Consider the following 22,609-nt stretch of genomic DNA (forward strand, 5'->3'; position numbering starts at 1 on the left):
CGTGCTTACCGCGAGGCCGAACTGCGTCGCCGCCTCGTCACCGATCCGCACTCGCCGTCGGAGTATCGCACCAACGGCATCGTCCGGAACATGGACGCCTGGTACAAGGCGTTCAACGTGAAGCCGGGCGACAAGCTCTACCTGGAACCCAAGGACCGTATCCGCGTTTGGTAAAATCGTCGGCGAAACGATGCGGATACGCACCGCTCGTTTGATTACGGTCAGTGGTTCCTGGGGAGGACATTGAACGGGAAGAGGCAGCTTCGGCTGCCTCTTTCTGTTTTCGGGCCGCGTTTGGCTTGCGCCACACCTCGGCTTCTCTGCTTAACCATCTGAAATTTCGCAATTTGCATTCTTCCTGCGACTTTTCGGTACGGCTCCGCTTGCCACGTCTATTACACTGTAGTAGAACTACGACGAGTTCGGAGATTCGCTATGGCATCCATTCCTGACCTGTCCAAAGCCGAGTACGACGTGCTGCGTGTCCTGTGGCGCTTGCGCCAGGCGAGCGTGCGCGAAGTGCATGACCGGCTGGAGGCGGACACCGGCTGGGCCTACACCACCACCAAGACGGTGATGGATCGCATGGCCGCCAAGGGCCTGCTTGAGCGCGACAACCTGCATGGTGCGTTCGTCTATCGCCCGCTCGTCTCTCGTGCGGCCGGACTGGCGCGTTTTGTCCGCTTCTTTGCCGACCGCGTGGTTGAGCGCGACCTCGGCACCGTGCTGGGCCTGTTCCGCGACAGCGAGGCGCTCAGCAAGGAAGAACTGATCGAGCTGGAGCGTCTGGTTCAGGAAGAAGCCGAGCCTGAAGAGATCACCGCTGGGGAAGGGGAGAAGCGGTAATGGACACGGGTTTCTTTGCGGCCTTCACCGGCCTTTCCGGCAGCGTGGTCGACTTCCTGATGCAGCAGTCCCTGTACGCGGCGGCAGTTGCCGTCGTGGTGTGGACCGTGCTTGCCATCGTCAAGCCCCGCCATCCGCTGCTGCATCTGACACTGTGGTGGTTCGTGCTGGCGCGGCTGGTGCTGCCCGCCGATCTTGCCACTTCATGGAGCCTGCGCGCCTCGGCAGAGACCCTGCTGGCAAAGGCAGTGTGGCCGCTGGGCGAGCCGCACGTCAACGTGGTGGGTGGGGAAGGCTCGGTCCCGGTTTCAGATCTGGCCCATGCACCGGGCCAGGCGGCGTCACAGGTTGGGGTACAGGCTTCGGCCATGCCGGTAGAGGCGGTGGCGTCCACTGCGGCCGACATGCTGCCGCTGGCGCTTTTCCTGTTCTGGGTGGGCGGTGCCGTGGCCATGGCCGTTCTGCTGGCCCGTTCCGAGCGGTCCGCGCGCAACACTATCGCCATGGCGGAACCGGCGGAAAATCCACTGCTCGGCCAACTGGTTGACGCCTGGGCGCAGCGCTTCGGCATTTCGCGCCACGTGCGGGTGCTGGTAACGCAGGAGGCAACCGCGCCGTTCACCGCGGGCGTGCTGCGCCCGGTCATCGTGCTGCCGCGCAAGCTGCTGGACCGGCTGGACGCGGTGGAGATGAGCGCGGTCATCGGCCATGAAATGTCTCATATTCGCTCGTTCGATGCCGCGTGGCGCATGGTCGAGCGTGCGCTGCTGGTGGTGTTCTTCTTCCACCCGATGGTGTGGATGGCGGTGCGTCGCATCGACACTGCGCGCGAGGCCGCGTGCGATGTCTCTGCCGCCAACAGCGGCGTCGTTGGCCGCAACGCCTATGCAAAGAGCCTGCTGGCGGCGCTGAAGGCGTTCCGCATCGAGCCGGAAATGGCTTTTGCCCGCACCCTCAGCATTCAGGGCGGCACGGGCGATGGCCTCAGGACTCGTCTCGTCTGGCTGAAGGGTGAGACCGCCATGTCAACGCCGGCCAAGGTGCTTGGTGCGGTTGGAATTGTTGGCCTCGGGCTCCTGGTTCTGCCGATGGCGCAAGCGCGCCAGAGCATGCCGGCTATTGATACGGAAACCCTGGATGCGAAACCTCCGGCTGCTGCTCCAACCGCACAGCCGGTGAAGGCCCCCGCAGCGCCGCATGCTCCAGTTGCGCCGTTAGCGTCTTCTGCTCCAGCCGCACCTGCTGCTCCGGCTGCTCCGGCTCCGCATGTCGCGCCCGTCGCTCCGGCCGCGCCCGAGTTCGCCCGCCTGCATCGGGAGGATTTCGGCGCTGCTATTGAGGAAAGCATCGAAGCGCGCCTCGAGGCCGAAGAGGCTGCCCGCGAAGCAGAGCTGGACGCTGCGGAAATTCGCCGCGAAGCGGAACAGGAAGCCCGCGAGGCCCAGCTGGAAGCGCGTCTTGCGGCGGCTGAAGCCCGGCGCGAAGCGGATCTGATGGCTCGGGAAGCCCGCCGCGAGGCAATGCTCGCAGCCAACGAGGCGCATCGCTCCACCATGGAGGCGCAGCGCGCCGCCGATGCAGCGCGCCGCGATGCGCTTCTGAAGGCGGCCGAGGCCCGGCGGGAAGCTGCGGCAGATGCTGACGTGGCGCGTCGCAAGGCACGCGCAGAGGTCAACCGGGCACAGTGGGACGCTCAGTCTCGTGAGGCGTGGACACAACAGGTTCGCAGTGAAGCCATGGGTACGGCGGTCAGCAGCCTGCGGCGTACGGCAGAGCAGATGCGCACCAATCCGGATATGTTTCTGGACAGGGGCGCGGTTTACGGCCGCTCGACGATCCAGACCCGCGAGGAACTCAATCAGGTCGCAGCGGAACTGGAGGCGAAAGCCAACCAGCTGGAGCGGGAAGCCCGCAGTCGGTAACGCTTGTTGTGATTACTCGGGCGGGGTGAAGCGCATCAGCGCCGCCTCGTCCGCCTCCAGCTGCTCGAGGCGGGCCGCTTCCTTTTTCACGTTCTCGATGTAGCGGGCGCTGGCAATGTCCAGAGTCTTGAAGTCGGCAAAGGCATCGGCCAGCGCGTCGCGCACCCGGTCCACCTCGGTGGTCAGCTCGGAGATTTCCTGCTCGATACCGTGCCGGGCCAGCCGCTGCCGTTCCAGATAGGCCCCGAAATCTGCCAGGCCTACCAGAATTTCCGGCGCGCTGAAGCTGGCTTCGGCGGAAACTTCCGCCTCGATCGCCTTCATCTTTTCCTCAAGCGCATCCTGCTTGGCATAGAGCGCGCCCAGTTCGCGGCGCAACTCGTCCAGCTCGTTCTTGCGCAGTCTGAGGCCGGCATCATAGGGCGTTTTCATCGCGCGGCTCCGTCAGGTCCTCAGCCCAGAATGGCGGCCAGCTGCTGGAAGCTGTCAGCGGCAAAACTGTGGTCGCCCTTGCGCTGATTAAGGAACGCCTCAATCCTTGGCGCATAGTTCAACGCTGCATCCACCTCCGGGTTCGAACCTTTCCGGTAGGCGCCGAGTCGAATCATCTCTTCCATGTCCGCATAGACCGACAGATGGGCCTTGGCGGCGCGCATGAGGCGGTTCTCGTCGTCCGAGTGCGCATGGGGCAGGGTACGGGAAACCGACTTGAGCACGTTGATGGCCGGGTAGCGCCCGCGCTCGGCAATGGAGCGCTGCATGACGATGTGCCCGTCCAGAATGCCGCGCACGGCGTCGGCCACCGGCTCGTTGTGGTCGTCGCCGTCCACCAGCACGGTGAACAGGCCGGTAATCGCGCCGCCGTTGCCGGTGCCGGGCCCGGCCCGCTCCAGCAGCTTGGGCAGCTCGGCGAACACGGTCGGCGTATAGCCCTTGGAGGCGGGCGGCTCGCCCGAGGCGAGGCCGATCTCGCGCTGGGCCATGGCGAATCGGGTCACCGAATCCATCATGCACAGCACATGCTGGCCCTGATCACGGAAATGCTCGGCCAGCGCGAAGGTAAGATAGGCGGCCTGACGGCGCATCAGCGCGGGCTCGTCGGAGGTGGCAACCACCACGATGGAACGGGCAAGGCCCTCCGGCCCCAGATCATCCTCAAGGAATTCCTGGACCTCGCGGCCACGCTCGCCGATGAGGCCGATGATGGCCACGTCGCAGTCCGTATAGCGGGCCAGCATGGAGAGCAGCACGGACTTGCCGACGCCAGAGCCGGCAAAGATGCCGAGTCGCTGACCCTTGCAGCAGGGCGCGAACACATCCAGCGCCCGCACGCCAAGGTCGATCTTGGAGCCGACCCGCTCACGGGCATGGGCGGCGGGCGGCTTGCCCCGTACAACCCGGGGCAGGGCTCCGCGCGGCAGCGGCCCCTTGCCGTCAACCGGCTCGCCGAGGCCGTTCACCACGCGCCCCAGCCAGGCGTGGGAGGGGCGCACCTCCGCCTCTGCCGCCAGCGCATAGGCCTTGCTGCCGACGCCGATACCGTCGAGGTTGCCATAGGGCAGGCACAGGGCGCGATTGTCGCGAAAGCCCACGACTTCGGCCTGAACGGTCTCGCCATCCCGGCGTTGCAAGCCGATTCGCGCGCCGACACTGGCCGCCTGACCGATGCCGGTCACCTCCACCATAAGGCCTTTGACAGCGGCCAGACGACCATAGACCAATCCCGTCGAGACGGTTTTCAGGTCTTCGGCCAACGACTGAAAATGCATGTGCTCACCCTCGCGAAGGTTAAGTCATGGTGACTAAACAGGCTTAAAAAAAGGTGAACCTTTTACAGCCGGTCGTTATTCATCAGTTGAGAGTGAAAAATTACGCTCTCGCAAAAGTTGCGTACTAGACACTTGTCGTTCATAAAGATTAACGGCATTAATGTTTCGGTAACCTGTTCTGTTAATGATCCTTACCGAGGGTCGGCCAAATGTGGCGTCTGCCGGTCCGGGGGTATTCACAAGGGGGAACGAAATGCGAGTACTCTTGATCGAAGACGATGCCTCTACGGCCAAGAGCGTCGAGCTGATGCTCAATGCGGAAGGCTTCAACGTCTATACGACCGATCTGGGCGAGGAAGGCCTCGATCTGGGCAAGCTGTACGATTACGACATCATCCTGCTCGACCTGCACCTGCCAGACATGCACGGCTATGACGTGCTGAAGAAGCTGCGCATGGCCAAGGTCTCGACGCCGATCCTGATTCTCTCCGGCCTGTCCGAGCCGGATACCAAGGTGAAGGGTCTGGGCTTCGGCGCTGACGACTACGTGACCAAGCCGTTCCACAAGGAAGAGCTGATTGCCCGCATTCATGCCGTGGTGCGCCGCTCCAAGGGCCATTCCCAGTCGGTCATCCGCACGGGCAAACTGGCGGTCAACCTCGATACCAAGACCGTCGAGGTCAACAGCCAGCGCGTGCACCTGACCGGCAAGGAATACGCCATGCTGGAGCTGCTCTCGCTGCGCAAGGGCACCACGCTCACCAAGGAGATGTTCCTGAACCATCTCTACGGCGGCATGGACGAGCCGGAGCTGAAGATCATTGACGTCTTCATCTGCAAGCTGCGCAAGAAGCTGGCAGCCGCGTGCGAGGGCGACAATTACATCGAGACCGTCTGGGGCCGTGGCTACGTGCTGCGCGATCCGGATGCGGTCGACATGCCCCCGTCCAAGATGGCGGCGGCTGAGTAACCGGCAGGCTTATCCATCATCCGGTTTGACGCAGGCTCAAGGCGACCGCGCCTTGGGCCTGAATCTTTTTAGCGGCCTTCCCGGTGGCGGAAGACGAGAGTGCCGGTCATGCCGCCCGCCTCGATCGCCTGAGCAAAGTCCCGGTGTGCTGCCTGATGGAGCGCTGCCCCCAGTGCACGCTCGGTTTCAACGCCAAGATCAAGATGCGTCCGCCCCAGCGCGCCGCGCAGCCGCAGGCGGCCGATCGACTCGAACTCCACCTCGACCGCGAAGCACACGTCCGCCTCGTCCTCTCCGGCAGCGCTGTCATTGCGGCCATCTTCATTCGCATGCACCGGTTGCCACACCAGAAACACCAGCGGGATCTGCCCTTGGGGTGTTTGCAGGGTCAGAACGAAGGGCAGCGCATCCGGCGCATTGGCGGCAAGCGGTGCGTCCTGCGCCTGTTCGGCCCGGGCCGTGGCGGTACTTGGAGCAGCGGAAGTCGTCGCAGCTGCCGATTGCAGCAGCCGCGCCAGAGCGGGCAGGCCCGGCGCGCCCTCCGCGCCCTCTGCGCCCTCCGCATCTGCCGGGTGGTCTGATGGGTTGCGCGGCGCGGCCGAGAAGCCTTTGCGGCCCAGCGCCTGCATCACTGCCATCAGCAAAGCCTCTCCGCCTGAAACGGCCGCGGGTGCGGCAGGCGTCACGCCAGCAGGCAGGGCCATGCCCGGCACCCATGCCAGCCCTGGCTGTTCCGGCAATGCGGCCATGTCGTTCGGGGTGGCCGGGGGCGCGGAAACCGGCGCAGCGGGGGCCTGAGCGGCTCCGGTACTCCGGGGAGCCACCGTGCTCTGTGCGTGGTCTGTGCGCAGGTTCGGTGCGGGCGGTGCCTGATTTGAGGAAGCGCTCTGGCCGGTGGCGGCCGCCGGACCGCCACGCTCCACGGTTTGAGGCGGTACAGGCGGTTGTGCGGTTTGCGGAGGGGCGGCTCGAGGTTCTGCAGTTTCGGCCGGTGTCGGAGTGCCCGCAGGCTGCGGCAGCGGTGTCGGCTGTGCCTGTGGCGGCGGGACATGCTGCTGAGGCTGGAACTGGGGCTGGGTGGTGGCTCGGGGCTGGACGGCTGGAAGTGGGGCGGCTGGCAGCGTCCGCAGCACTTCGTGACCGGTGGTGACAAGAAACACCAGTTGCGTGCCCGGCGCAGGTGCCGGCACGCCGGCGGGCAGTTCGATCCGCGCCGCTGCGCCGTTGACGCTCAACTGCACCGGCTGGCTTTGCAGTGCGGTTGAAACAGCGGCTGGCGAAGCGGTGGCGGCAGGTGGTGTGGCAAAACCTGTCGGGCCCTGACTGGCGGGGGTCTGGTGAAGTGCAGGCCGGGCCAGCGCAGGCAGTGCGGCCGCTGTTGCGGTGACTGTCTCTGCTGTTGTCGGTGTCGGTGTCTCTGGTCGTGGGGTCAGGCCCCTTGGCGACAAAGGCTGGGCTTGTAAAGGCGCGACGGTTTCCGGCTCGAGCGGAAGGGCGGTGACGGTGACGAGGCGCCCGGCCTCGGCCAGCCGCGCCAGCGGAGACTGGGCGGGCGGATGGGTCAGCGGCGATGTCTCGCCCGGCGCGGCGGTGGCCAGCAGGCTTGCCGCGAGCATTTTCACCGGGCCGGTTCTGGCGTCTGTTCCAATGTGCAGCGCAAGCGGCATCACGCCCCGATCGAACAGCGGAGCGAGCGGATCTGACCCGGAGGCTGCTGGAACCGGCGCAGCAGTATCCAGCACATCCGGTAGCACCAGCCCGTGCACCATGGGGCGCGGCGTGCCGGGTGCAAGGCCGTGCACGGTGCCGGGCATTGTCGAAGGAACCAGCGGCGAAGCAGGCGGCGATGAAGCGGGCAGGGACGCAGGCGCTTGCGGCGTGGCCCCTCCGGTCAGGGGCGGCTGGCCGCCGCGCAGGGTTATCGTCTCGCCCGGCAGCAGGCTGGTCAGCGTGGGCGCGGGAACAGGCGGCACCGGCACACCCGCTGGCCGGGCCGGTGCCGGCGCAACAGGCGCGCCCGGCGTGGCTTGCGCCTCCAGCTCGGGTGCGGGGGCAGGTGCGCCATGGATCGAGACCAGCGTCAGCCGCACCGGACGCGGCACGTCCAGCGCGCCCCGGCCCATCGTCAGCAGAAGGGCGGAGATCGTGCGGTCAGCGCGGATCAGCACCAGCGAGACCGGGCTGTCCGGCTCCAGCCCGGTGGCGGGGTCGATGAGGAAGTCGCCTTGCGGCGTTGTCAGCAGGGCCTGCGGCTGGCCGGGTAGCAGACGCACCGTGCCGCGCAGCTCCTGCCCCGCTTTCAGTCCTGCCAGTGTTGCGGCGAGAGCGAGGGCTGGCTCCGGGGCCGACTTCGGGGCGGTCTCGGGCGGGGCGCGGCCGGACGTCTCGGCCAGGGGCGGGGCGGAGGGTTTGCCCTCGGCTCCCCTGGCATCGCCCGCCTTGGCATCGCCCGCCTTGGCATCGCCCGCCTTGGCACTGCCGTCCTGCGGGCTGGTCGCGGTGCCGGTCGGAATCGTGGGCGTCACGCCGCCGACGGCACCCGCGTCTGCCATGCTCAGTCCTTCGTCATCTTCACGGCAAGCGCTTCGATGTCCTGTGCGGCGCTGCTGTCCGGATGACGCGCCAGCAGGGACATCTGGGCGCGGATGCTGTCCTTCACCTTGTTGTCGCGGCGGATGATGCCCGCCAGCGGCGGCGTGAACTTCAGGAAATTGTTGCAGGCGCGCGAGATGGTCTCGTAGGTCTGCTCGCCCTCGCGGCGGGTCTGCGCCTGATTGATGACGACGCGGATGTCCGCCGTCGCATCACGCATGCGCCGCAGCTTGATGAAGGCGTAGGCGTCGTTGATCGAGGTCGGTTCGGGTGTTACCACCACGAGGCAGCGCCCGCCGTGGCTGGCCAGAATCGCCACCGGCTGCTCGATACCCGCCCCTAGGTCCAGCAGCACGTGGTCGTAGTTGCCCGCCGCGTGCACCAGCCCCTGCCGCAGGCCGATCAGCGCATCGCGTCCCAGTCCCGTCAGCGTGCCCGCGCCCGAGCGGCCCGCCACCACGTCGAACCCCGCACTGCGTGCCGCCTCGTCCTCGAAGCGGGTCACGGCATCGGTCAGCTTCAGGCGGCCCGAGAGAATGTCGGACGTGTCCGCATTCGGAGACAGGCCAAGCTGAATGTCCACGTTCGCCAGCCCGAGGTCGCCGTCGAACAGCATCACCTTCCGGCCCATGCGCGCCAGCGCGTGCGACAGGCTGATGGCCAGCCACGTCTTGCCCACGCCGCCCTTGCCCGAGGCAATGGTGATCAGGCGCTTCTCGTTCGGATGGGGCGTGGGACGCAGTTGTGAAACCGGGGCGGTCATGAGGCGGCCTTTTCTTGGACGATACGGGCAATGTGGCTGGGGTCGGGCTTGTCCAGCAGGAACTCGGCCAGCGCCATGGGGCTGGCGGGCTGGATCAGGTCGGCCAGATAGGGGCTGGCCGAGAAACCGGCGAGCGCGAGGCGCGAGCGCACCGGGGCGGTGAGCGTTGCGGCAAGGCGGCGGCTGGCGTCCAGCCGGGTGATGATCATGCGGCGCACGCCGAGCGAGGCGAAGATCTCGGCCATCTCGGCGGCTTCCAGCGCATCCGCGCCCGCCGCCATCACCCAGATCGGCTCCGCGCCGGAGCGCTTCACGGCATAGGCCAGCAGTTCGATGTCCGACAGCGCGTAGGGGTTGATGCCCATGCTGTCGATAATGGTGAAGCCGTCGTAGACCGGGGTCAGCAGACGCTCCAGATGGGCGGCGTCATCGGCGCAGGCCATGTCCACCTCGGCCGGGCCGCAGAAGGCGTGCAGCTGCTCCATCGCACCGGCGGCCTTGCCGTCCAGCGTGATGACGCGGGCGGGCTTGTCCAGCCCGCGTGCCTCGACGGCCAGCCGCACGGCGGCCAGCGTCTTGCCCTGACCGGGCGCGCCCAGCAGCAGCAGCGGGCGGCTGGAATTCACGTCGATGGGCCGCACCGTCACCAGATCATCGATGGCCAGCGCGAAGGCTTCCGCCATGTCGCTGTCCGGCCGGGCGCTGGCGCTGGTCTGCAGCCGCGTGGTCAGCGGCGCGGGCAGGCCATGGTAGCGCAGCACGGCGGCCAGATGCGCGGCATCGAACGGCTGGTAAGGGCGGGCGACGACAGGTTCGGGCGCATCGATCGGTTCCGGCTCGGGCCGGTTCTCGATGGCGGCGGTAATCCGCACAAGGCCCGTGCGCTTGTCGTGGTCGATGTTGACGATGACCGCGTCATCGCCAAGCTCGGCGCGGACCTTGTCCTTTGCCTGCGCAACCGTCTTGCCGGTGTAGATCTTGAGACGCACGGTAGCTCAGTTCCCCTTATCCGCCCCCACTGTGACGGATCATGGCAAACGATACGTTAATGGGCGGACAGATTTTGCCACCTGGGCGGTTTCAGGTCCGGGTTTGCAGGAGGTCTATAGCCCTTCTGCACAGCTCTTGCCTATAGGGCCGCGCCCCGGTTTCCATGGTGCCCCTGTTCAGCAGGAAAAAACCTATTGACATTGGCATTGAACAATGAGAGGATGGCGAAGTTGGTGTTGTGTGCTCGCGTTTTGCTCTTTCTCATGGTGGTGAAACGAAACGTGGGCCTGCCGACGAGGCTGCCTGCGTGGGGCAACCGACGGGCGTCGCTGCAAGCCGCCCGGCACGGCCCTTCTGCATATCCTAAATGCTTCCGACAGCCCGGATCTTGGCCTTGGGGTGGATTTCGTTCTGGCTGAGAACCACCGTTGCCGGGCGGAAGCGTTCGATGATGGAGCGCACGTAGGGGCGAATGCCGGGCGAGGTGAGGAGGCACGGCAGCTCGCCGCGTCCCGCCTGCTGCTCGAAGCTGTCGCGCACGGCGGTGATGAATTCCTGCAGATGCGTCGGGGCCATTGCCAGCTGCTTTTCCTCGCCGGGGCCGGTCAGGCTTTCGGCGAAGCGCTGCTCCCACATCGGCGAGAGGGTGACGAGCGAGATCACGCCGTTGCGGGCGTTGGCGCTGCAGATCTGGCGGGCAAGGCGGGCGCGCACGTGCTCGGTGATCATGACAAGGCTCTGGGTGTAGCCCACCGCCTCGGCAACGCCTTCCAATATGGTCGGCAGATCGCGGATCGAGACCTGCTCGCCCAGCAGGTTCTGGAGCACGCGCTGCACGCCGGAGAGCTGGATGCGGTTCGGGATGAGGTCCGCGATGAGCTTCTGGTTCTCCTGACCCAGCTCGTCCAGCAGCTTCTGCGTCTCGGCGTAGGAGAGCAGCTCGGGGATGTTGTCCTTGATCGTCTCGGTCAGGTGGGTGGTGATGACCGTCGGGGCGTCCACCACCGTGTAGCCGCGGAAATTGGCCTCGTCGCGCAAGCCCTTGTCCACCCAGAGGGCGGGCAGGCCGAAGGCGGGCTCGCGCGTGTCCTCGCCGGGCAGGTCCACCCGCTCGCCGCTCGGGTGCATCACCAGCAGCTTGTTCGGTTGCAGGTCGCCCCGGCCGACTTCGGTTTCCTTCACGAACATGGCGTAGGTGTTGGGCGGCAGCGCCATGTTATCGAGAATGCGCACCGAGGGCATGATGAAGCCGTAGTCGGTCGCCAGCTGGCGGCGCAGCGCCTTGATCTGGTCGGTCAGGCGCACGCCCGAGGAATTGTCGTTCACCAGCGAGAGCAGGCCGTAGCCCAGCTCAAGGCGGATCTGGTCCATGGCCAGCGCGGCGGTGATCGGTTCTTCAACCGGCGTCGCCTTGGCCATGTCCTCGGCCGCCTTCTGCTGTTCGGCCTCGACCACGGCGGCCTTCTGCTTCTTCGTCAGCGACCACGCGCCATAGCCGGTGATCGCGCCGAGCAGGAAGAACGGGATGAACGGGAGGCCGGGCACCACGGCAAGGCAGAACATCAGGCCGGAGACGACGGCCAGAGCCTTGGGGTACTTGGTCAGCTGGCCGACCAGCGCCTCGTCGGTGCGGCCGGTGACGCCGCCCTTGGTGACGAGCAGACCGGCGGCGGTCGAGACGATCAGCGCCGGAATCTGCGAGACCAGGCCATCGCCGATGGTCAGAATCGTGTAGCTGTGGAAGGCGGTGGCGAAATCCACATCCTTGACGCCGACGCCGATGATGAGGCCGACGACGATGTTGATGCCGGTGATGAGCAGGCCCGCCACGGCATCGCCGCGCACGAACTTGCTGGCACCGTCCATCGCGCCGAAGAAGCCGCTCTCGGCTTCCACTTCCTTGCGCCGTTCCTTGGCCTGCGTCTCGTCGATGAGGCCGGAGGACAGGTCGGCGTCGATCGCCATCTGCTTGCCGGGCATGGCGTCCAGGCTGAAGCGCGCGGCCACTTCCGCGATGCGCCCCGCGCCCTTGGTGATGACGACGAAGTTGATGACGAGCAGGATCAGGAACAACGTGATGCCGATGATGGCATCGCCGCCCATGATGAACGAGCCGAACGCCTGCACGATGCCGCCCGCCGCGTGCGTGCCTTCGTGCCCGTGGGCGAGGATCAGGCGGGTGGTGGCGATGTTCAGGCCAAGCCGGAACATGGTGACGACCAGCAGGATCGTCGGGAAGGAGGACAGCTGGAGCGGCTTCTCGATGAACAGCGTCGTCATCAGGATGAGGACGGAGATGGTGATCGAAAGCGCCAGCCCCATGTCCAGCAGCCACGTGGGCAGCGGCAGGATCAGCATCAGGACGATCGCCAGGATGCCGATCGCCATCGCAATGTCCTGCGACGGCGTGATCCGGTTCAGCAGGCCTGCAAGGCCGCCGCCTGCCGCTGCCGGCTTATCCGTGGTTGCTTCCGCCATGATTGTCCGCTGGTTCCCGCTCGTCGCCTGATGGGCCGCTGTCTGACCGGATGGTTATCGCGTCAGCGTAACGGTTATCTGCCCAATGACTATCAGCCTGCCGCCCGATCGCCCAGCCCCGGCGAGGGGACGGGGATGCCCGCGCTGCTGTATTCGTTCAGCTTGTTGCGCAGGGTGCGGATCGAGATGCCGAGGATGTTTGCGGCATGGGTCCGGTTGCCGAGGCAGTGTTTCAGCGTGTCGATGATCAGGTCGCGCTCCACGTCGGCCACGGTGCGGCCCACCAGCGTTGCCGTGCCGCCGCCGGCGGAGGCGGTGACGATGCCGGAGCCGTCTGCGCCCGTGCCCGCATCGGCAGGGGCGGGGGCAGCGGGCTGGGCCGGGCGGGTGCCGTCCGGCAGCACGATGGCATCGGCGGAAATGGTGTCGCCGCTTGCCAGCAGCACGGCACGGTGCAGCGTGTTTTCCAGCTCGCGCACGTTGCCCTGCCAGGTGTGGGCCAAGAGCGCGCGCAGCGCCGTCTCGTCCAGCGGCCGATGCGGCATGTTGTTATGCTCGGCGAACTTCTGGGCGAAGTGATCGGAGAGCACCTTGATGTCGGCCGGGCGCTCGCGCAGCGGCGGGAGCTTCACGTTCACCACGTTCAGGCGGAACAGAAGATCCTCGCGGAACGTGCCCTTCTTCACTTCCTCGATGAGGTTGCGGTTGGAGGTGGCAAGAATGCGGATGTTCACCGATACCGGCTGGCTGCCGCCGACCCGGTCGATCTTGCGCTCCTGAATGGCGCGCAGCAGCTTGGCCTGCAGGCGGATGTCCATCTCGGAAATTTCGTCCAGCAGCAGCGTGCCGCCGTTGGCTTCCTCGAACTTGCCGACGCGCCGGGCGATCGCGCCCGTGAACGCGCCCTTCTCGTGGCCGAACAGCTCGGATTCCAGCAGGTTCTCCGGAATGGCCGCGCAGTTCACCGCCACGAACGGCTTGTCCGCCCGGCTGGACTTGCGGTGGATGTAGCGGGCGATCACTTCCTTACCCGTGCCGCTCTCGCCGGTGATCATGATCGAGGCGTCGGAGGGCGCGATCTGGTCGATCAGGCTGACGACGCGGCCCATGGCGGGATCGCGGAAGATCAGCTGGTGCCCGTCTTCCGCCACGGCCTGAATGACGGCGGCGATCAGCGCGGCTTCCGGGGGCAGGGGCACGTATTCCTTGGCGCCCGCGCGAATGGCGGAGACGGCGGCGCGGGCATCGGTGCCGATGCCGCAGGCGACCACGTCCGTCGAGATGCGCTCGGTGCGGATCTGCTCGATGAAGGCGGCAACGTCCAGCGCCACATCGATCATGATGAGATCAGCGCCCTTGCTCCGCACCTGTTCGAGGCCGGAGTCCACGTCAGGGGCGTGGACCACCTTGGCTCCGGCGTCCATCGCCATCTTCGAGGCGGTGGCCAGCTGGCCGTTCAGTTGTCCAACCATCAGCAAACGCATGTTGCCTACTCCCTCAAGGTCTTTGGCAGGGTCCGTACCGCGCGTTCTACGCGGCGCGAACGTGCTGCGCTTCGGGCAGAAGCGCGTTCAGTTGCGATTCCAGGTGCATCGGGTGCTCGTTGCGGCCAAGGGCCGTCACGCCGGTGATGCACAGGGCATGAAAATTCCGCTCCGCCGCCACATGGGCCTGCACGCGGGCGGCCAGGGGCAGCAGCACGACCTGCGCCAGCACCGCGCCGTACAGCGTGGTCAGCAGCGCCACCGCCATGCCGGGGCCGAGCGCGGACGGATCGTCCAGCTTGCCGAGCATGTCCACAAGGCCGATGAGCGTGCCGATGAGACCCAGCGCCGGGGCCACGTCCGCCGCGCGGTGCAGCACTTCGGCAAGGCGCAGGCGGCTGGCGGCCAGCCGGTCGGCCTCGGCGTTCAGCAGCTTCTCGACCGTCTCGGGCGGGAGCCCGTCCTGCGAGAGGCTGAGGCCGTGGCGCAGGAACGGCAGGTGCTTCAGGCCGCGCCGGGCATTCTGCAGGCAGGCCGGGCCTTCCTTGCGCACGCGCCATGCCAGATCTAGCATCTGCCGGGCGGCTTCGCCCTGGCCCTGCGCCGGGGTGCGCAGCATGGTGCGCGCATTGTTCAGCAGTTGCCGCCATTCGCCGCGCCGCACGCCCGCCGCCGTCACCGTCAGGGTACCCAGCACCACCAGGAGGGCGGAGGTGCCGCTCACATAGGCCGCCGGTTCGCCGCCCAGGGCGATGGAGGCTGCAATGAGCGCGAACGACGCCGCGAAGAAGGCAAGGCTCAGGATCATGAGCGGTCCGTCTTGATGATTTCCGTCATGGTGACGCCGAGGTGCTCGTCCACCAGCACCACCTCGCCGCGGGCGACGAGCCGGTTGTTCACGTAGATGTCGATGGCCTCGCCCACGCGGCGGTCCAGCTCCACGATCGCGCCGGGAGCCAGCTTCAGCAGCTGGCTCACTTCCAGCGCGGTCTTGCCCAGGACGGCCTGTACGGTCACCGGCACGTCGAACACCGCTTCCAGTTCGGCGGCGGTGTGGGCGTCGGCCTCGTCCACGGGGGCGTGGCGGCCGATCTCCTCGGGCGACAGTGTGGCGTTGGCCAGATCGTCCAGGTGGACCGGGTTGGTCGGCTCATTGGGGTTCGGCATCACGCAATTCCTTCAGTGCCGCCCTCGGGGCGGTAGGCAGTGCCGCCCTCGGGGCGGTGTGCAGTCCCGGCCGCCGGGCGGGTGGCGAGGCTGGCGACAAATGATTCCGTCTTTTCCCGCACGTCATCGAGGCGGGCCTCCCGACGGATCTCGATGCCGCCGTCCGGCCACTCGATCAGGCCGTCGCCGGGCATCAGCGAGGGTTCGGCCAGAAAGATGAGCCGCCCCTGAAAGCCGTAGGCGTCGGCCAGCACCTCGACACGGGTCTTGACCGCGTCCAGCACCGCATCGGCCACGCGGATCACGAGGCGGGCCTCGTCCGTGTGCTCCTCGAACACCTGCCGGATGTGGCGGTCGAGCGATTCATAGGGGCGCTTCTGGATTTCCAGCCCCGCGATGGCCTCGGCCATCGGCAGCACCAGCCCGGCGCTCTGGGCGATCAGGTCCTGCTTCAGGCGCGGTAGCTCGCTCGCCACGCCGCCGATCTGCCCGGCCAGTGATTGCAGGGTGGCGAGAATGGCCGTCTCAAGCTCCTGCTTGGCCTGCTGGTAGCCCTGCGCGTAACCTTCCTCGAAGCCCTGCGCGTGAGCGGCGGCGCGCGCGGCCGTCAGCTCCTCGCGGAACTGGGCTTCCGCCCTGGCTGCGGCTTCGCCCGCGCCGCCGTCGAACGACGCATCGAAGGTGAAGGGGACAACTTTCATCGAACGCGCCTTTTAGTAGATCAGCTCGTCGTCGCCCTTGCTGTCGGCCAGCAGGATCTCTCCCGTGTCCGCCAGCGCCTTGGCGACGTTGACCATGTACTGCTGGGCCTCGTCCACGTCGCGCAGGCGCACCGGGCCCATGGCCTCCATGTCCTCGCGCAGGATCTTGGCGGCGCGCTCCGACATGTTGTCGAAGAACAGGTCGCGCAGCCTGTCGGACGTGCCCTTGAGGGCCAGCGCCAGCTTGTCCTTCTCCACGTTGCGCAGCAGCGTCTGCACCCCGCCCGCATCCAGCCGGCCCAGATCCTCGAAGGTGAACATGAGTGCGCGGATCTTCTCGGCGGAGTCGCGGTTGCGCTCTTCCAGCGAGCTGAGGAAGCGGTCTTCCGTCTGCCGGTCGAGGTAGTTGAAGATCTCGGCGATGCTCTCGTGACTGTCGCGGCGGCTGGTGCGGGCAAGGTTGCTCATGAACTCGACGCGCAGCGTCTGCTCCACCTTGTCCAGCACTTCCTTCTGCACCGCCTCCATGCGCAGCATGCGCATCACCACTTCCATGGCGAAGTCTTCCGGCAGTGCGCCCAGCACGCGGGCGGCGTGGTCCGGGCGGATCTTCTGGAGCACCACGGCCACGGTCTGCGGATATTCGTTCTTCAGGTAGCTGGCCAGTACCTGCTCGTTCACGTTGCCCAGCTTGTCCCACATGGTGCGGCCTGCCGGACCCCGGATTTCCTCCATGATCTGGCTGACGCGGTCGCGCGGCAGCACGGCGGCCAGCACCCGCTCGGTGGTCTCGAACGAACCGTAGAGCGTGCCGACTGAGGACACCTGCGCCGCAAAGTGGACGAACAGCTTCTCGACCGTTGCCGCCTTGATGGTGCCCAGCTGCGACATGGCGGCGGAGAGGTCCTTCACCTCTTCGTCGGTCAGCTGCGCCCAGATCGGCCCGCCGTGCTCCTGCCCCAGCGCGAGCATGAACGTGGCCGCCTTCTCCAGGCCGCTCATGCGGCTGATTTCTTCTGACTCGACTGAGTTCATGGCGGGCTCTCTCACGTATTCATCCACTGGCGAATGATGGCCACGGCCTCATTCGGATTGCGCTCGATCACGTCACCGACCTTCTTGAGCGCCGAGGTCTTCAGGCGGCCCTCGATCTGGGCCACGTCGATTTCCGTCTCCACCGCCATGCCGACTTCCTGCCCGCGCATGGACTGGATCATGCGGATGGCTTCCTCATCACCGGCGGCGGCGCGCTCGATCAGTTCCTGGGGCACCTGGAAGCCTTCAGGCGGCGCCAGGGCCAGCCGCTGCTCGGGGGCCTGCAACTGCGGATCCATCGTCGGCTCGACCGCGGGCTTGTCCGCAGCGGCGCGCAGGGACTTCAGCATGGGACGGACGATGAAGAAGAAGGCCAGCAGACCCAGCACGCCGATGATGGCGATCTCGGCCAGACGCATCATGTTGTCCGGCTTCAGGCCCAGCGGCAGGAATGAGCCTTCGTCGGCGAACGGATCTTCGGCCTGGGCGAAGCGCATGTTCTCCACGACCACGCTGTCGCCGCGCTCTTCGTTGAAGCCAATGGCGTTCTGCACAAGGCGGCGGAACTGGGCCAGTTCCTCCGGGGTGCGCGGCTGGTAGGTCGGGTTCTCGCCGGTGCCGTTGTATACGCCGTCCACCATCACGGCGACCGTCAGGCGCTTGATGGAGCCCGCGTTGCGCATGGTCGTCGTGCGGGTGCGCGAGTTCTGGTATTCGACCTGCTCGGACGTCTCGGACGACGAGGTGGTGGAGGTTGCGCCCGGCGGCGTGCCCTGTGCCTCGGCCTCGGGCAGGTTGTTGGCGACGGTCACCGCGCCGTTGCTTTCCGAGTCGTTGCTCTGCTGGCCGCTCTCGACCGTCGTCGAGCGGGCGACTACCTGCGCGTCCGGATCGTACACCTCCGATTCCTGACGCACCGTGTCCAGATCCAGTTCGGCGGCCACTTCCACGCGCACCTTGCCGACGCCGACGATGCGCTCCAGCATGGTCTCCACGTCCTGACGCATCCGGCCCTCGATGCCGGTGCGGCGCTCTTCCAGCGTGTTGGCGAGGCCGGTTGCGTCATCGGTGCCGGAGCGGGCCAGCAGCGTGCCGTTCTGATCGACGATCGAGATGCGGCCCGGCTCCAGACCCGGCACGGAGGCGGCCACCATGTCGCGGATGGCGTTGACCTGACCGGAGGACAGGCGGGTTCTGGTCTTCAGGGTGATGGCGGCGGACGGCTGGCGCTGCTCGCGCTCGAACAGGGCCCGCTGCGGAATGGAAAGATGAACGCGGGCGCGCTGCACGGCGCTGAGGCTGGAGATGGAGCGGGCGAGTTCGCCCTCGATGGCGCGAACGTGATTGACGTTCTGAAGGAAAGCGGTGGTGCCCAGTGCGTCCTGCTGATCCAGCAGTTCGTAGCCGATGGGACCGGAGATCTGCTCGGCCGCCAAGCTCATGCGCAGCTCCGGCAGCTTGTCCAGCGGGGCCATGATGCCCGCGCCGTCGGCCGTGACCTGAAACGGCACGTTCATGCCGCGCAGCTTTTCGGTGATCGCCTGCGCCTGTGCCGGTTCCAGATCGGTGAACAGCAGGCCCATGTCCGGCCGGGAAGCACGAACGGACAGGAAAATCAGGCCCGCAATCAGCACAGCCGCCGTCCCGCCCATGATGGCGAGGCGTTTGACGCCCAGAGTGGCAATCAGGTTCTTAAGGCTTTCCAACTCGCATCCCCCGCCATGCCTGCATCCGCAAGGCCAACGGGCGGCCGCACGGTCTCATGACAGTGGGCACGCTAGGGAGGGGATGGTGAACAACTGGTAAAGAACCGGGAAAAAAATGCCGGGCAGAAATTTCCCGGCAATATTCTGGCCGTCAGGCGGATAAACAACGGCCGGGCCGGAGGAAGCGGTCTCATCCCCCGGCCCGGCCGTTAAAGTCCGTCTCAGTTGCGCGTTTCGATCGAGCGATATTGCTGAACGCGGGTGACGCGCAGCCCGGGCATGCCGTTGCGCTCCACCGAGCGCTGCCAGGAGAGGTATTCCTCTACCGACAGGCTGTAACGCGCACAGGCCTCCTCCATCGTCAGCAAGCCGCCTCTTACAGCGGCAACCACTTCAGCCTTCCGCCGCACAACCCAACGGGTGGTATCCGATGGGGGCAGATTCTCAAGCGTCAGTGGCTCACCAAGCGGGCCGATCACCGCTTGGGGGCGGAACTTATGATTCTCCATCATCGTTCTCAAACTCCACTCCGCACCTGCTTCCAATTCCGCCAGCTTAAAGTGCGGGTTCTAAACGAACCCCTAAGCGACGCGGTAAATGGATCGCGCATCCGGATGAAGGGAGCCCTAAGGGACAGGGTTAACGATGCGTTAAGCTCTGGCTGCGTCGTTAACCCTGTGGCGCTCCATTACCGCTTCAGCTGGTTCAGCTCGGTCAGCATTTCATCAGCCGTGGTGATGATGCGGGCCGAGGCCGAGTAGGCGCGCTGGGTGGTGATCAGCTTGGTGAATTCCTCGGCCAGATCGACGGTCGAGGCCTCCAGCGTGGACGGGGCAACCGAGCCCGCGCCGCCGGTGCCCGAGCTGACCAGCTCGAACGCGCCGGAGTAGTCGGTCATGGCAAAGGCGTTGCCCGCCACCGACATGAGACCTTCCGGATTCTGGAAAGTGGCGATCGGCAGCTTGTAAACCGCGCGGGTCAGGCCGTTGTCGAACAGCGCGGTCACCACACCGTCCTTGCCCACCGACACGCCGGTCACGTTGCCGAACACCGCGCCGTCCATGGAGGAGGAGATCATCGTCGAGGCGCTATCGAACTGGGTCAGGCCGTCGGCCATGCCGTCAGTGCCGAAGTTGAAGGTGATGTTGGAGTCGGCTGCGCCATTGGTCCAATCAAAGGCAACCGGCTCGAACAGCGCTGCGGTGGAACCGGCAAGGTTGAGGCTGCCGTCCTCATTGAACAGAACGGTGCCGGACGCGACCAGGCCCTGCGGCGTGCCGCCGGCGATATCGCTGGCCGGGCCGTGGATTTCCACGTTCCATTCGTTGGTGTTGGCGTTCTTCAGGAAGCTCATGGTGATGTTGTGGGCGGACCCTTGCGAGTCATACACCTTGATGGTCTTCGAGAAGTGCGGTTCGATGGTGCCGTCCGCCATCGAACCCACGGCATAGGCCGGGGTGGCGGCGTAAGGCTCCTGGCTCGACATCAGGTTGGCGCGGACCTTGGCGGTGGTGGTCGCCTCGGCGGTGCCGGTCAGCGCGGCGATGTTGATCGGCGAGAGCACGTTCACGTCGCCGTTGTCCACGTACGCGCCGTTGGCGTCCAGCGGCCAGCCCATCAGGTACATGCCGGCGGTGTTCTGGAGGAAGCCGCGGTCATCGGCGCGGAACGAGCCGGCGCGGGTGAAGGCCACGTCCTTGCCGCCCATCTCCGGCTTCACCACGAAGAAGCCGTTGCCGTCGATGGCAAGGTCGGTGGCGGAGGTGGAGGTTTGCAGCAACCCCTGGGCGCCGATCAGCGAGCGGGCGCGTGCCTGCACGCCGCCCGGCGAGTAGGTGCCGTAGGTGGAGCTTTCCGTCACCAGCGTCATGAACTCGGCGTTGGCGGCCTTGTAGCCCACCGTGTTCACGTTGGTGATGTTGTCGGAGATGATGCCCAGCGCGCTGGAATTGGCGGCGAGGCCCGAGGTTCCGGAATAAAGCGCAGCGTACAAGCTCATCGTGTTTCTCCTGCGTGTAGAAGTTCTGTGCGTGTCAGGCGTCGGCGTGGCGACGCGACGGATGCGTTATTGGCTTATGCGTTGTTCACCTGGGCGACCTGATCCAGCCGCACCCGTGTTCCGTCGACGATCAGGACGGGCGATCCGTTCTGCATCTCGATGCGCTCCACCGTGCCGCTCAGGCGGACGGTCGAGCCGATTTCCTTGCCGGTGGCGTCCTTGGCCTTCACGTGAAGGGTGTAGGTCTCGCCATCGACGGCATCCCCGAAGGTGCCGATGCCGTTCCAGTTGAAGGTCTGGGTGCCCGGCAGCGGGACGCCATTGGTTTCGTGAATGATCGTGCCCGCGCTGTTCTTGACGGTCAGCTTCACTTCGGTGGCATCGCTGCCCACCTCGTAGAGCCAGCGCGCCTTGTCGCCGTTGAAGGCGGCGAGCTGCGTGTTGGCCATGACGGACTTGCCGAGGTAGCTGGCGGCGGTGGTCAGGCTTTCGGCGGAGGACTGGCTCTTGACGATGGCCACCTGGTCCAGCTTCACCGGCATGCCGCCCACCACGAGCACGGGCTCGCCGTTGGCCACTTCCACGCTCGACACCTTGTCGCGCAGGAAGATGTCATTGGCGATTTCCGTGCCATCGACGGTCTTTGCGGTCACCTGCAGCTTGTAGAAGCCCTCGGGCAGCGGGTTGCCGTCCTTGTCGCGGCCGTCCCACATGAAGTTGTGCTCGCCCGCGCCGGTCTCGCCCGTTCCGGAATAGACCGTCTTGCCCGAGGCGTCGGTGACGACGACGTTCACCGTGTCCGCGTTGCTCTCCAGGCTGTAGATCCAGTGCGCGCCGTCGCCGGTGTGGTAGGCCATGTCGGTCAGCGCCGTCACTTCCTTACCGATGTAGCCGGTCGCCGTGTTCAGCCCCTGGGTCTGGAACATGCTGATCATCTTTTCCAGGTTGGCATTCTGCTGAATGGACTGCTCAACGTTGGAATACTGCACCAGCTGGTTGGTGAACTCCGAGCTGTCCATCGGCTCCAGCGGATCCTGATGCTGGAGCTGCGTGGTCAGCAGCGTCAGGAACGTGTCGAAGTTCTCGGACAGGGTGGCGGCGGAGCTTGCCGTCTTCTGCGAGGTGCTGGCCGACTGGGCGACCGAGGAAAGAGAGCTGAGAGCCGACATGTGTCACCTCAAATCGAAAGATCGAGAAGCCCGGAGGCATTGCTGCGGCGGACGGGGCGGGGCGTATCGTCCTGTTCAAGCCCGGCAAGGCCTGCTTCCTGCATCCGGCCCGAGGCCTGACGCTGCGCGCCTTCGCCGTTGAACTGCTGCTGGTTCTGTCCATCCTGCTGGCGCAGGCTGAAGTTCAGGCCACCGCTGTCCAGCTTCAGGCCCGCATCCGCCAGTGCCCGCTCCAGTGCGGAGGAGTCCCGGCGCAGCAGGTCGAAGGTGGAGGCGTTGTCCGCCTGAATGGAGACGCTGGCCTGGCCGTCCTTGCCCATTTCCAGCTTCACCTCGATGCGGCCGAGCTCTGCCGGGTCGAGCCGCAGGGTGAATTCGGTGGCCTCAGCGCCCACGTGGCGGCTGATGGCAACGCCCACGGCCTCGGGCAGCTGCTGCGGCGTTGCCACCCGCACCACGTCCGCACCGTGCGGCAGGCTGGCGCTGGTGCCGGTCTGGCTGTGCAGCGCCTGGCCGTGCAGCGGCTGGGCATTCAGGGGCTGGCTCTGCACCGGCTGGAAGCCGTCGGGCAGGGTGCTGGACTGGGCACCGGATTGAGCAGCGGACTGGTTCGTGGCTTGCGCGGCCGGCTGCTGATCGGCCGTCGTGGCGGAGCGAGCAGCTTGTGCCGTGCTGCCGGTCTCGGCCTTGGCGCGGGTCTCGTCAGACGAAGCCATCTGCCCGCCGTCCTTCGCATCTGTCTTGGCGGCATCGATCACGGTCTGCACATTGCCTGCTGCCGGTTCAATCGCCGACAGATCGGAAGCATTTACCGGCTTGCCCGCATCGGCAGGTTTTGCCGCCTGCGTCGGAGCGGCAGTCAGAGTGATTGCCGGAGCCGCTGCCGCCATCACCACCAGTTCGGGCTGGTCAACCGATGCGTTGCTGGGAACGTTGCCTGCAGCCTGAGCGGCAGGAGCGCGCATTTCCGCCAGTACCATTTCAGCCGTCGGCGCGGCGTCGGCCATCAATGCCGTTC

General features: G+C 66.2%; 20 protein-coding genes. 4 read left to right on the top strand and 16 right to left on the bottom strand.

What is annotated here, in order from left to right:
- From VIG90_RS19570 to VIG90_RS19580, 3 genes are all read left to right on the top strand, one after another.
- The coding region (locus VIG90_RS19570; RefSeq protein ID WP_331595221.1) for a M13-type metalloendopeptidase at positions 1-174 on the top strand (174 nt) is incomplete at its 5' end.
- A gap of 261 nt (positions 175-435) precedes the next feature.
- Positions 436-846, top strand: coding sequence for a BlaI/MecI/CopY family transcriptional regulator (locus VIG90_RS19575; RefSeq protein ID WP_331595202.1), 411 nt, complete (start codon positions 436-438; stop codon positions 844-846).
- Entirely contained in the window at positions 846-2,768 is a 1,923-nt protein-coding gene (locus tag VIG90_RS19580) for a M56 family metallopeptidase (RefSeq protein ID WP_331595203.1), read from the top strand. Before VIG90_RS19575 ends, VIG90_RS19580 begins: the two co-directional genes overlap by 1 nt.
- A 12-nt stretch (positions 2,769-2,780) precedes the next feature.
- Here VIG90_RS19580 and VIG90_RS19585 read toward each other — a convergent pair whose 3' ends face one another.
- Positions 2,781-3,200, bottom strand: coding sequence for a flagellar export protein FliJ (locus tag VIG90_RS19585; RefSeq protein ID WP_331595204.1), 420 nt, complete (start codon positions 3,198-3,200; stop codon positions 2,781-2,783).
- A gap of 20 nt (positions 3,201-3,220) precedes the next feature.
- Entirely contained in the window at positions 3,221-4,537 is a 1,317-nt protein-coding gene (gene fliI, locus VIG90_RS19590; RefSeq protein ID WP_331595205.1) for a flagellar protein export ATPase FliI, read from the bottom strand.
- Positions 4,538-4,790: 253 nt separating this feature from the next.
- On the opposite strand from fliI, the gene ctrA reads away from it, so the two are divergent.
- A complete protein-coding gene (gene ctrA, locus VIG90_RS19595) occupies positions 4,791-5,507 on the top strand; it encodes a response regulator transcription factor CtrA (RefSeq protein WP_331595206.1) in 717 nt (238 codons plus the stop codon).
- 68 nt (positions 5,508-5,575) lie between these two features.
- On the opposite strand, the gene VIG90_RS19600 is transcribed toward ctrA, so the two are convergent.
- The 14 genes from VIG90_RS19600 to VIG90_RS19665 all read right to left on the bottom strand — a co-directional run.
- Positions 5,576-8,059: a hypothetical protein gene (locus VIG90_RS19600; RefSeq protein ID WP_331595207.1), complete on the bottom strand. Its 2,484-nt coding sequence runs from the start codon at positions 8,057-8,059 to the stop codon at positions 5,576-5,578.
- Positions 8,060-8,061: 2 nt separating this feature from the next.
- Complete coding sequence (locus VIG90_RS19605; protein WP_331595208.1) at positions 8,062-8,862, bottom strand: MinD/ParA family protein; 801 nt, start codon at positions 8,860-8,862, stop codon at positions 8,062-8,064.
- Positions 8,859-9,851 (bottom strand): hypothetical protein, encoded by a 993-nt coding sequence (locus VIG90_RS19610; protein ID WP_331595209.1) that lies wholly within the window; start codon positions 9,849-9,851, stop codon positions 8,859-8,861. Before VIG90_RS19610 ends, VIG90_RS19605 begins: the two co-directional genes overlap by 4 nt.
- A gap of 364 nt (positions 9,852-10,215) precedes the next feature.
- Complete coding sequence (gene flhA / locus VIG90_RS19615; protein ID WP_331595210.1) at positions 10,216-12,330, bottom strand: flagellar biosynthesis protein FlhA; 2,115 nt, start codon at positions 12,328-12,330, stop codon at positions 10,216-10,218.
- A 92-nt stretch (positions 12,331-12,422) separates the two neighbouring features.
- On the bottom strand, positions 12,423-13,814 hold the full coding sequence (locus VIG90_RS19620) for a sigma-54 dependent transcriptional regulator (RefSeq protein ID WP_331595211.1): 1,392 nt from the start codon (positions 13,812-13,814) through the stop codon (positions 12,423-12,425).
- A gap of 46 nt (positions 13,815-13,860) precedes the next feature.
- Positions 13,861-14,622, bottom strand: a complete 762-nt coding sequence (locus VIG90_RS19625; RefSeq protein WP_331595212.1) for a motility protein A — start codon at positions 14,620-14,622, stop codon at positions 13,861-13,863.
- The gene (gene fliN / locus VIG90_RS19630; RefSeq protein WP_331595213.1) at positions 14,619-14,981 is read right to left on the bottom strand and encodes a flagellar motor switch protein FliN; all 363 of its coding nucleotides are present in this window, start codon (positions 14,979-14,981) and stop codon (positions 14,619-14,621) included. Before fliN ends, VIG90_RS19625 begins: the two co-directional genes overlap by 4 nt.
- The gene (locus tag VIG90_RS19635) at positions 14,981-15,682 is read right to left on the bottom strand and encodes a FliH/SctL family protein (RefSeq protein ID WP_331595214.1); all 702 of its coding nucleotides are present in this window, start codon (positions 15,680-15,682) and stop codon (positions 14,981-14,983) included. The genes fliN and VIG90_RS19635 overlap by 1 nt, the downstream gene beginning before the upstream one ends.
- Before the next feature lie 12 nt (positions 15,683-15,694).
- Positions 15,695-16,717 carry a flagellar motor switch protein FliG gene (gene fliG / locus VIG90_RS19640; protein WP_331595215.1) on the bottom strand — a complete coding sequence of 341 codons (1,023 nt, stop codon included), beginning with the start codon at positions 16,715-16,717 and terminating at the stop codon, positions 15,695-15,697.
- 11 nt (positions 16,718-16,728) lie between these two features.
- Positions 16,729-18,423 (bottom strand): flagellar basal-body MS-ring/collar protein FliF, encoded by a 1,695-nt coding sequence (gene fliF, locus VIG90_RS19645; RefSeq protein WP_331595216.1) that lies wholly within the window; start codon positions 18,421-18,423, stop codon positions 16,729-16,731.
- Between the two features lie 221 nt (positions 18,424-18,644).
- On the bottom strand, positions 18,645-18,935 hold the full coding sequence (locus VIG90_RS19650) for a DUF1153 domain-containing protein (RefSeq protein WP_331595217.1): 291 nt from the start codon (positions 18,933-18,935) through the stop codon (positions 18,645-18,647).
- A gap of 176 nt (positions 18,936-19,111) precedes the next feature.
- Positions 19,112-20,422 carry a flagellar hook protein FlgE gene (flgE, locus tag VIG90_RS19655; protein WP_331595218.1) on the bottom strand — a complete coding sequence of 437 codons (1,311 nt, stop codon included), beginning with the start codon at positions 20,420-20,422 and terminating at the stop codon, positions 19,112-19,114.
- Between the two features lie 74 nt (positions 20,423-20,496).
- Complete coding sequence (locus tag VIG90_RS19660) at positions 20,497-21,591, bottom strand: flagellar hook assembly protein FlgD (RefSeq protein ID WP_331595219.1); 1,095 nt, start codon at positions 21,589-21,591, stop codon at positions 20,497-20,499.
- 8 nt (positions 21,592-21,599) lie between these two features.
- A partial coding sequence (locus VIG90_RS19665; RefSeq protein ID WP_331595220.1) for a flagellar hook-length control protein FliK occupies positions 21,600-22,609 on the bottom strand: 1,010 nt, incomplete at its 5' end.

This window comes from Pedomonas sp. (assembly GCF_036515995.1).
Taxonomy (GTDB): domain Bacteria; phylum Pseudomonadota; class Alphaproteobacteria; order Sphingomonadales; family Sphingomonadaceae; genus Pedomonas.

What these genes read in the sequence shown, in the direction of transcription:
- VIG90_RS19575 (WP_331595202.1), top strand. Translation starts at nt 436, where the DNA reads ATGGCATCCATTCCTGACCTGTCCAAAGCCGAGTACGACGTGCTGCGT.
- VIG90_RS19580 (WP_331595203.1), top strand. Translation starts at nt 846, where the DNA reads ATGGACACGGGTTTCTTTGCGGCCTTCACCGGCCTTTCCGGCAGCGTG.
- VIG90_RS19585 (WP_331595204.1), bottom strand. Translation starts at nt 3,200, where the DNA reads ATGAAAACGCCCTATGATGCCGGCCTCAGACTGCGCAAGAACGAGCTG.
- fliI (WP_331595205.1), bottom strand. Translation starts at nt 4,537, where the DNA reads ATGCATTTTCAGTCGTTGGCCGAAGACCTGAAAACCGTCTCGACGGGA.
- ctrA (WP_331595206.1), top strand. Translation starts at nt 4,791, where the DNA reads ATGCGAGTACTCTTGATCGAAGACGATGCCTCTACGGCCAAGAGCGTC.
- VIG90_RS19600 (WP_331595207.1), bottom strand. Translation starts at nt 8,059, where the DNA reads ATGGCAGACGCGGGTGCCGTCGGCGGCGTGACGCCCACGATTCCGACC.
- VIG90_RS19605 (WP_331595208.1), bottom strand. Translation starts at nt 8,862, where the DNA reads ATGACCGCCCCGGTTTCACAACTGCGTCCCACGCCCCATCCGAACGAG.
- flhA (WP_331595210.1), bottom strand. Translation starts at nt 12,330, where the DNA reads ATGGCGGAAGCAACCACGGATAAGCCGGCAGCGGCAGGCGGCGGCCTT.
- VIG90_RS19620 (WP_331595211.1), bottom strand. Translation starts at nt 13,814, where the DNA reads ATGCGTTTGCTGATGGTTGGACAACTGAACGGCCAGCTGGCCACCGCC.
- VIG90_RS19625 (WP_331595212.1), bottom strand. Translation starts at nt 14,622, where the DNA reads ATGATCCTGAGCCTTGCCTTCTTCGCGGCGTCGTTCGCGCTCATTGCA.
- fliN (WP_331595213.1), bottom strand. Translation starts at nt 14,981, where the DNA reads ATGCCGAACCCCAATGAGCCGACCAACCCGGTCCACCTGGACGATCTG.
- VIG90_RS19635 (WP_331595214.1), bottom strand. Translation starts at nt 15,682, where the DNA reads ATGAAAGTTGTCCCCTTCACCTTCGATGCGTCGTTCGACGGCGGCGCG.
- fliG (WP_331595215.1), bottom strand. Translation starts at nt 16,717, where the DNA reads ATGAACTCAGTCGAGTCAGAAGAAATCAGCCGCATGAGCGGCCTGGAG.
- VIG90_RS19650 (WP_331595217.1), bottom strand. Translation starts at nt 18,935, where the DNA reads ATGATGGAGAATCATAAGTTCCGCCCCCAAGCGGTGATCGGCCCGCTT.
- flgE (WP_331595218.1), bottom strand. Translation starts at nt 20,422, where the DNA reads ATGAGCTTGTACGCTGCGCTTTATTCCGGAACCTCGGGCCTCGCCGCC.
- VIG90_RS19660 (WP_331595219.1), bottom strand. Translation starts at nt 21,591, where the DNA reads ATGTCGGCTCTCAGCTCTCTTTCCTCGGTCGCCCAGTCGGCCAGCACC.